Genomic DNA, 7,949 nt, shown 5'->3' on the forward strand with positions numbered 1-7,949 from the left:
TGAATGAGCGTTGATAGTACCATTAAATATGGCAGAATCCTTAAATGTAAAGATTCTGCCAAAATTTACTGGGAACTAGGTCGTAGTGCGAGGGTGGCCCGCGCTACTGAAGCGAAAAAATAACTTACGGACGATCTTCGATCACTCTGTCAATCAAGCCGTATTCCTTGGCTTCCTCAGCGGACATGAAATAGTCGCGATCCATGTCCTTCTCGATTTTCTCGATCGGCTTGCCAGTATTCTTAGCATAGATATTATTCAGTTGGTGGCGCAGCCGCAAAATCTCTTTCGCCTCAATCTGAATATCCGTTGCTTGTCCCCGGGCGCCCCCAGAAGGCTGGTGAATCATGATTCGCGAGTGAGGCAAAGCTAACCGTTTCCCCTTCGCACCGGCAGCTAACAGGAAAGAACCCATCGAAGCAGCCAAGCCCACACAAATCGTCACCACGTCCGATTTAATGTGCTGCATGGTATCAAAAATAGCCATGCCTGCCGACACCATCCCGCCTGGGGAATTGATGTACAAAATGATATCCTTACCTGAATCTTCCGAATCGAGATAGAGCATCACAGCGATGATTTGATTGGCAATTTCATCGTCAACGTCCCTGCCCAAGAAAATAATCCGTTCCCGGTAGAGGCGATCGTAGATATTAATCCACTGAGTATCATAACCCCCCGGCATCTTGTAGGGAACTTTTGGCACACCGATAGGCATAATTCGGAACTCCGTTTAGTTGGTAATTGGTGATCGGGCAATTGGGCATCGGGCATTGGGCATCGGGCATTGGGCATTGGGCATCGGGCATTGTTAGTCATAAAAAGACTATTGAATAACTAATCAGGGTAGAAACTACTAGCCATTAACCCTTAATTCTTGCTCATTCCCCATTCCCTATTCCCCATTCCCAGTTAGATGACTCCAGCCGGCAGCGGTTTCGGCAATTCTTCGGAACTTTCAAGAACTCGATCGATCAAACCGTATTCTTTAGCTTCCTGGGGCGTCAGGTACAGCAACCGATCCATATCTTTAGTAATCTTTTCGATCGGTTGGCCTGTACAGCTTGCAAAAATCTCAAGCATTGTTGCTTTATTTGCCAGCACTTCCTTAGCCCGAATTTGAATGTCGCTTGCTTGACCCCGCGTGTAAGCCTTGGGTTGGTGCAACACAATAGAAGCGTGGGGCAAACTCGCTCGAAAGCCTTTTGTACCAGCCGCTAACAGCATCGCAGACATCCCCATTGCCGAACCGAGGCAAATAGTGTGCACGGGCGGCTTAATGTATCTGATTGTGTCGCAGATAGCGAAGGCTTCTGTTTCAAAGCCGACGGGTTCGCCACTGTAACCAGAAGTGCCGGTCGAGTTGATGTAGATTTTGATCGGCTTCTCGGCATCTTCGTACTGCAAGAACAACAGTTCAGCGATAATCAGTTCTGTTACCGCAGGCACTAGAGGCATACCCAGATAAACGATCCGCTCCTTCAGCAACAGGGATGGCAAATCGGGAGGTGGCGTCCGAGAGTTCCCTTCCCCGTAGTATGGCGATTGCACAGCTTTAATTGGTGTGTTCATATAACCGAAATGTTGCCTGAACTGATGGAGCTATTCTTAAAGAAATAGTAACGCAATCTTTAGGTATCCCGCATGAAAGTTAGTTTGCTCCCGGTTTTAAACGACCCTAACCTTGACGCTGCTGCGCCCTCAACGCAGCGCCAGCTAGCGATTTCGGTATCTGCGACGGCAAGCTCGATCGACTCCAGCGTACCCTTAAACCTGTGCCTGATTCTCGACCACAGCGGTTCGATGGGCGGACGCCCCTTGGAAACCGTCAAACAAGCCGCCGGACGGTTGCTGGACAGGTTGAAGCCCGGGGATCGCTTTTGCGCGGTGGCTTTCGATCATAAAGCCAAAGTCCTCGTCCCCAATCAAATTGTGGGAGATCCCAGCAGCATTAAACGGCAAATTGAGCAATTGCGATCGGCCGGTGGCACAGCAATTGATGAGGGCATTAAGTTAGGTATTGAAGAGTTGGGCAAAGGCAAAAAAGAAGCTATATCTCAGGCGTTTCTGCTGACTGACGGCGAAAACGAACACGGCGACGACAGCCGCTGTTTGAAGTTGGCTAAATTGGCTGCCGACTACAACATGACTTTAAATTCTCTGGGATTTGGCGATAACTGGAACCAGGATATTTTGGAAAAAATTGCTGACGCTGGCGGCGGTGCTCTGGCTCACATTCAGCGTCCCGAAGATGCGGTTGACGAGTTTGGCAAACTATTTACTCGCATCCAAGGTGTAGGTTTGACTAATGCTTATTTGCTATTTTCACTGATGCCAAAAGTGCGGTTAGCCGAACTCAAACCGATCGCCCAAGTTGCCCCGGATACGATCGAATTACCGGTACAGCAAGAGGGCGATCGTTTTATGGTGCGCCTGGGAGATTTAATGAAGGATATAGAGCGAGTAGTTTTGGCTAATATTTATATTGGACAGTTGCCCGAAGGTACACAGACGATCGGGCAATTGCAAATTCGCTACGACGATCCGACTGTCGGTCAAAGTTTGCTTTCCGATCCTGTGGCACTTTCTGCTAATGTCCTGAAAGTTTATCAGCCGGCTCTTAACCCGATGGTACAACAGCACATTTTAGCTTTGGCTAAATACCGCCAAACTCAACTTGCAGAAACTAGGTTACAACAGGGCGATCGCGCTGGTGCGGCAACGATGCTGCAAACTGCCGCTAAAACTGCTTTGCAAATGGGCGATAAAAGTGCCGCAACTGTGCTACAAACCTCTGCTACTCGTTTGCAATCTGGTGAACAATTGAGTGAAGCCGATCGCAAGAAAACTCGGATTGCTTCTAAAACTATTTTGAAGTAATCCGGCGATTTAAAATTTTAAATAATTTTAAATTGGGCGATCGGACAATTTGGCGATGCGAAATCGCCTCTACAAAAACGAAACCCGCGCCCAGGCGGGTTTCAATATTCTGAGTTTCGCCTGCAAAAAGCGAAAGTCAGTGTATGCCTATTGTTTCAAGCCGCGGAGCGTGTATAAGCTCGATCGTTTAGAATGTTTGTATCACCTATCAAGAGTGCTTGTATGAACCAGACAATATCTGATAAAGTACGCTGGACTACCGCCGATTTAGAACTATTGCCCGATAACGGCGATCGTTACGAAATTATTGATGGAGAGTTATTTGTGACTAGAGCACCGCATTGGGGTCATCAACAAGCTATAGGCAACCTCTACCAAGAACTTAATACTTGGTCGCGAGAGACTAATTTAGGACGAGCAGGAATCAATCCAGGTATCATTTTCACGGATGCTGATAACGTTATTCCTGATGTAGTTTGGGCCAGCAATGAACGCTTGGCTATCTTGCTAGACGAAGCCGGCCATTTAACCGCCGCACCTGAGTTAGTTGTTGAAGTATTGTCCCTCGGTGCAGACAATGAAAGACGCGATCGAGATTTGAAACTCAGACTCTATTCGGTACGAGGAGTACAGGAATACTGGATTGTGAATTGGCGGTTGCAGCAAATAGAAGTTTATCGCAGGGAACAAGCAAGTTTAAGACTCATTGCTACGCTGTTGAGCGCTGATGAATTGACCTCGCCTTTGTTACCCGGTTTTAGTTGCTCTGTCGCTCGAATTTTTGCTTAGATTTATGAAACACTTTTACCCGGCGATCGGCATTTTAGGATTTGTTACCGTTTTGGGTGGCATATCCCCTGCCATTCCAGCAGAGTCAGCGCCAATACTCATCGTTCAAAATTCTGCTGAAGACTTATTTAACAGCGGTTTAGCCAAGTCCGAAGCAGGCGACATTGAAGGCGCGATCGCAGATTACACCGAAGCCATCCGCCTCAACCCAAACTACGCTAAAGCTTACAACAAACGCGGCATCATTCGCGGCCGCAACCTTCGAGATTACCCAGCAGCTAAAGCAGATTTCGATCGCGCAATTGAAATCAACCCCAACTACGGCGACGCCTACTACAACCGCGCCAGAGTCCGCGAGTTCTTAGAAGACAAACCGGGGGCGATCGGCGATTATCAAAAAGCCGCCGATATTTATCAAAAATCCGGCAATACCAACGATTATCAAGATGCCATCAAACATCTTGAAATGCTGCAAGAATAAATGGCTTTTGAAAACATAGTATAATACCTTCGATCTGCGTTCATCCGCGTCCATCTGCGGTTAAAAACTCCAAATTAACTATTCAAAAAATGTCCGTAACTTCCACCGTCACCGTCACCGTACCCGCCACCACCGCCAACCTCGGCCCCGGATTCGACTGCATCGGCGCCGCTTTAAGCCTCTACAATCATTTCCAATTCTCCCGACTAGAAGCCTCCGCAACAGAGAAACTAAAAATTACAGTTACAGGCAAAGAAGCCGCCAAAGTCAAGACAGACGAAAGCAATCTCGCCTATCAAGCATTTGTCAAGTTATACGATCGCCTGAACCAATCGCCACCGCCCGTAGCGATACATATAGATATGCAAGTGCCGCTGGCTAGAGGTTTAGGAAGTTCCGCCACAGCTATTATCGGTGGGTTAGTCGGTGCAAATGAATTAGCCGGAAAGCCTTTGAGTCAGGTGGAAGTGATGCAATTGGCGATCGAACTTGAAGGCCATCCCGACAACGTTGTCCCCGCTTTACTCGGAGGTTGTCGCCTCGCTGCTAGCAATGCACCCCCCCAATCTCCCCTGACTAAGGGGGGGCTAAGAGAACAACTCCCCCTCCGTGAAGCGGGGCTAAGAGAACAATCACCCTTAGATGCGGAAATTCTACCATCACTCCCCCTTACCGAAGCGGGGCAAGGGGGGGGTTCCTGGGAGATTTGCGATATTCCCTGGCATCCAAATATTGTGGCCGTGGTAGCCATCCCGGATTTTGAACTGTCTACAGCCGAAGCCCGCCGAGTTTTGCCAGCAGATTACAGTAAGGCTGACGCGATTTTTAATGCTGCACACCTCGGTTTGCTAGTGCGGGCTTTGGAAACTGGGAATGAAAACTGGCTGCGCTGCGCCCTCCAAGACAAAATTCACCAACCTTATCGGCAATCTCTGATTAACGGATATGAAAGGGTGCAAGAAGCCGCCGTGAATGCAGGGGCTTGTGGAATGGTAATTAGCGGTGCCGGGCCGACGCTTTTGGCTTTAACGGATGTGACATCCGCTGAGGCTGTTGAGAAAGCGATGGTGGCTGCTTGGGGGGAATTTGGGGTAAATGCTGAGGTAAGGGCGATCGGCCTCGATACTCAAGGCGCGCAAGTCTCCCTTTAGCTAAACAGGCGGGAATCCCCACACTATACCGCTTCGGTTAGTGTGGGATGAAAGACTTGCTGAAGATGAGGATTCCACCCGCTTGCGACCTCATATGCTTAAAGCATTGATCCGTGAGCGAGTGGATGACGAGACGAACGAATTCTTTATTCGGTAGGTCTATTTTGCTCGTCGATGTATTTTTTCAATTGTTCAACAGTTACTCCACCGCAAGAAGCGATAAAGTATCCATTTGTCCAAAATACTTCTTTCCAGTAAGCTTGGTTAATTTCGTCTGCGAACTCTTTCCTTAAATACCGACTAGAAACAGTTTTTAAGTTGTTAATCAACTTACTTGGTTCTGTCTGCGGGTTGTACTGCAACAACAGGTAAACATGATCGCTCTCCCCGTTGAATTCTATCAGTCTTCCCTCCCATTTTCCCATTAAGTCCCTGAAGATCGATTCAAGCCTTGTCAGCATTGGGCTTGTCAGGATTTTCTTTCGATACTTCGTAGTTAACACCAAGTGACACTTGAGCGCCGAAACTCCTCGTGCCTTGTGGATAAAATCTTGGCTCACGGTATTGACACTGAATAATTACATCTGCTACCATAACACCAAGTAAAGCTAAAATCCCAAAACAATGGTGCAAACGACGTACCAGTACAAATTTTATCCCGACACTAATCAGAAACTCAGATTAAATGAGTGGCTGAGAATTTGTCGTTATTGGTACAACCGCCAACTGGGAGACAGGTTTGATTGGTGGTCGATGAATCGTTCAAGCGTAAATGCTTGTCCGCTAATTAGTAGTATCGCCCCTGTCCGAGAAAAGCCCAACTATTATAGCCAGAAAAAACAGTTACCAATTATCAAGAAAGATTTGGTAAAAGTTTTTCATAGCGGTGAATTGCTGGACTTTTCAAGAGTGGACTCAACCGTTTTACAAGACGTATCAAAGCGTGTTGACAAGGCATTTGAGCGATTCATCGTTGGTGACAGCAGTGGCGGTAAATCGGGTAGACCACGGTTTAAATCTGAAGCTAGCTTCAGAACTATGATTTTCGCTACGGCGAGTAATAGTTGCATTAAACTAACTAGGAAAAACTGGCTGTACTTGAAACTCCCTAAGTTGGGAGTTGCCAAAGTTAGAATGCACCGTCCAACTCCAGATGGATTCATCGTCAAGCAAGTCAGTGTCACGAAAAAGGCTGATGGTTGGTTTGTTCAATTCGTCCTAGAGGACGTGAGTGTGCCAACTCAAAGTCAGGACACAATTGTATCGACTTGGGATAATTCGTTGGGATTGGATGCAGTTTTGCATGAAGACGTGTATCTGGCAACCTCTGAAGGTGAAAAACTCTCGTCTCTTAAGCCTCTGGGCAAGAATCAAGCCAAATTAGACCGAATTTCAACCAAGCGAAATCAGCGGAAACGAGGTAGTAAATCTCGTCGTAAACTGGCAAAGCGTGAAGCTAGACAGCACCAACGCATTGCACGTTGTCGTAAAGATTTTCACTACAATACAGCCCACAAGCTAGTGAAAACTGGTAAGAAAATCTTCTTTCACGAAGACTTGAATCTGAAAGGTTTGACCAAACGGAACAAACCTAAACAGGCTGAAGATGGAACTTTTCTGTCAAATAATCAATCAGCAAAGTCAGGATTAAATAAGTCTTGGTCTGACGCTGCATTTGGTAACTTCTTTACAACACTGAACTACATAGCCGCCAAAGCTGGGGCAGTTGTTATTTCTAAAAACCCTGCTTATACTTCAATGGTTCTCAGCTATCGGGATGAAATAATTTTCACCGATTGCAGCATCAGAGACTATTGGGATGAGCAGGAATCTTTGACGGTTGACCGCGACATCAATGCTGCGATCAATCTAAAAAGACTGGGGTTGGACATTTTCCCCAGTATAAAACGCCGTAGTGGGAAGCTTTCTGTAGTAGGAACTATGGATAAAAGTACCACGAAGGAAATTTTGCAAACCCTTCATCGGGCTGCAAAGAAGCCTACATCATAACCGTACTCGGTTTGATGTAGGAGTATGTCACTTATTCCACTGCTGGACACACAACATCTACATGAGCACGTTTTGTAGGGGCAGTCCCCTGTGGTTGCCCCTCTCCATAGGATTGCTGGGTAAGTCCTAATTTAGCTTAATATCAAATCTGTTAGCATCGAAATTATTCATATTTCTATTCTCGACAAGCGCGTGAATCTGCGTCAATTCTTTGTCATCTGCGGCCCGATAAATTGTCTTTTTTTTACCGCAGATCAGGGCGGATTAACACAGATTAACGCAGATTAATTATATCAATTATAACCGAAATTTGGCTCAGAGTTTCATTCACCAACGCCTATCTCACCACCGGATTAAAAATTGTTTTCGCCTCTCCTTCCAATCTCTTGGATATCAACTATCATCTCTTTTCGATAACTTCTGCTAGGGAGCATCTCATATTTGTAAAAACACTTCTTCTGGCTCCTTCCTTCTGGCTCCTTCCTTCTGACTCCTGCCTCAAAACTCCAATTTCTAGCTTGGTTACAAAAGTGAGATGCTCCCCTGCTGCTATTTCCTATATAGGGCTTGCTGAATAGAACTAGAAGCTATGACTGCCAAGGGTTTCAAGATTTTTAAACACAAAAAAGTGCTCTCGT

General features: G+C 46.5%; 8 protein-coding genes. 5 read left to right on the forward strand and 3 right to left on the reverse strand.

The genetic code is table 11. The features are described 5' to 3' along the window. Positions 1-124 precede the first annotated feature (124 nt). Positions 125-718 carry an ATP-dependent Clp protease proteolytic subunit gene (locus QUA44_RS25765; RefSeq protein WP_333121390.1) on the reverse strand — a complete coding sequence of 198 codons (594 nt, stop codon included), beginning with the start codon at positions 716-718 and terminating at the stop codon, positions 125-127. A gap of 194 nt (positions 719-912) precedes the next feature. Further along, positions 913-1,572 carry an ATP-dependent Clp protease proteolytic subunit gene (locus tag QUA44_RS25770; protein ID WP_333255619.1) on the reverse strand — a complete coding sequence of 220 codons (660 nt, stop codon included), beginning with the start codon at positions 1,570-1,572 and terminating at the stop codon, positions 913-915. A 72-nt stretch (positions 1,573-1,644) separates the two neighbouring features. Here QUA44_RS25770 and QUA44_RS25775 point away from each other — a divergent pair, with 72 nt between their 5' ends. The 4 genes from QUA44_RS25775 to thrB all read left to right on the forward strand — a co-directional run bounded on the left by QUA44_RS25775 (position 1,645) and on the right by thrB (position 5,301). Then, on the forward strand, positions 1,645-2,880 hold the full coding sequence (locus QUA44_RS25775) for a VWA domain-containing protein (RefSeq protein ID WP_333255621.1): 1,236 nt from the start codon (positions 1,645-1,647) through the stop codon (positions 2,878-2,880). A 222-nt stretch (positions 2,881-3,102) separates the two neighbouring features. Next, positions 3,103-3,669, forward strand: a complete 567-nt coding sequence (locus QUA44_RS25780) for a Uma2 family endonuclease (RefSeq protein ID WP_333255622.1) — start codon at positions 3,103-3,105, stop codon at positions 3,667-3,669. A 4-nt stretch (positions 3,670-3,673) separates the two neighbouring features. Next, positions 3,674-4,150 (forward strand): tetratricopeptide repeat protein, encoded by a 477-nt coding sequence (locus QUA44_RS25785; RefSeq protein WP_333255624.1) that lies wholly within the window; start codon positions 3,674-3,676, stop codon positions 4,148-4,150. An 89-nt stretch (positions 4,151-4,239) separates the two neighbouring features. Continuing rightward, entirely contained in the window at positions 4,240-5,301 is a 1,062-nt protein-coding gene (gene thrB / locus QUA44_RS25790) for a homoserine kinase (RefSeq protein WP_333255626.1), read from the forward strand. Between the two features lie 146 nt (positions 5,302-5,447). Here thrB and tnpA read toward each other — a convergent pair whose 3' ends face one another. Beyond that, the gene (tnpA, locus tag QUA44_RS25795) at positions 5,448-5,861 is read right to left on the reverse strand and encodes an IS200/IS605 family transposase (RefSeq protein WP_333255628.1); all 414 of its coding nucleotides are present in this window, start codon (positions 5,859-5,861) and stop codon (positions 5,448-5,450) included. Positions 5,862-5,925: 64 nt separating this feature from the next. On the opposite strand from tnpA, the gene QUA44_RS25800 reads away from it, so the two are divergent. Continuing rightward, positions 5,926-7,311, forward strand: coding sequence for a transposase (locus QUA44_RS25800; RefSeq protein ID WP_333255630.1), 1,386 nt, complete (start codon positions 5,926-5,928; stop codon positions 7,309-7,311). Positions 7,312-7,949: the final 638 nt, after the last annotated feature.

The organism is Microcoleus sp. N9_A2 (assembly GCF_036701775.1).
Lineage (GTDB): Bacteria > Cyanobacteriota > Cyanobacteriia > Cyanobacteriales > Microcoleaceae > Microcoleus.

Coding starts and splice junctions, on each gene's coding strand:
- QUA44_RS25765 (WP_333121390.1), bottom strand. CDS start 718: ATGCCTATCGGTGTGCCAAAAGTTCCCTACAAGATGCCGGGGGGTTAT.
- QUA44_RS25770 (WP_333255619.1), bottom strand. CDS start 1,572: ATGAACACACCAATTAAAGCTGTGCAATCGCCATACTACGGGGAAGGG.
- QUA44_RS25775 (WP_333255621.1), top strand. CDS start 1,645: ATGAAAGTTAGTTTGCTCCCGGTTTTAAACGACCCTAACCTTGACGCT.
- QUA44_RS25780 (WP_333255622.1), top strand. CDS start 3,103: ATGAACCAGACAATATCTGATAAAGTACGCTGGACTACCGCCGATTTA.
- QUA44_RS25785 (WP_333255624.1), top strand. CDS start 3,674: ATGAAACACTTTTACCCGGCGATCGGCATTTTAGGATTTGTTACCGTT.
- thrB (WP_333255626.1), top strand. CDS start 4,240: ATGTCCGTAACTTCCACCGTCACCGTCACCGTACCCGCCACCACCGCC.
- QUA44_RS25800 (WP_333255630.1), top strand. CDS start 5,926: ATGGTGCAAACGACGTACCAGTACAAATTTTATCCCGACACTAATCAG.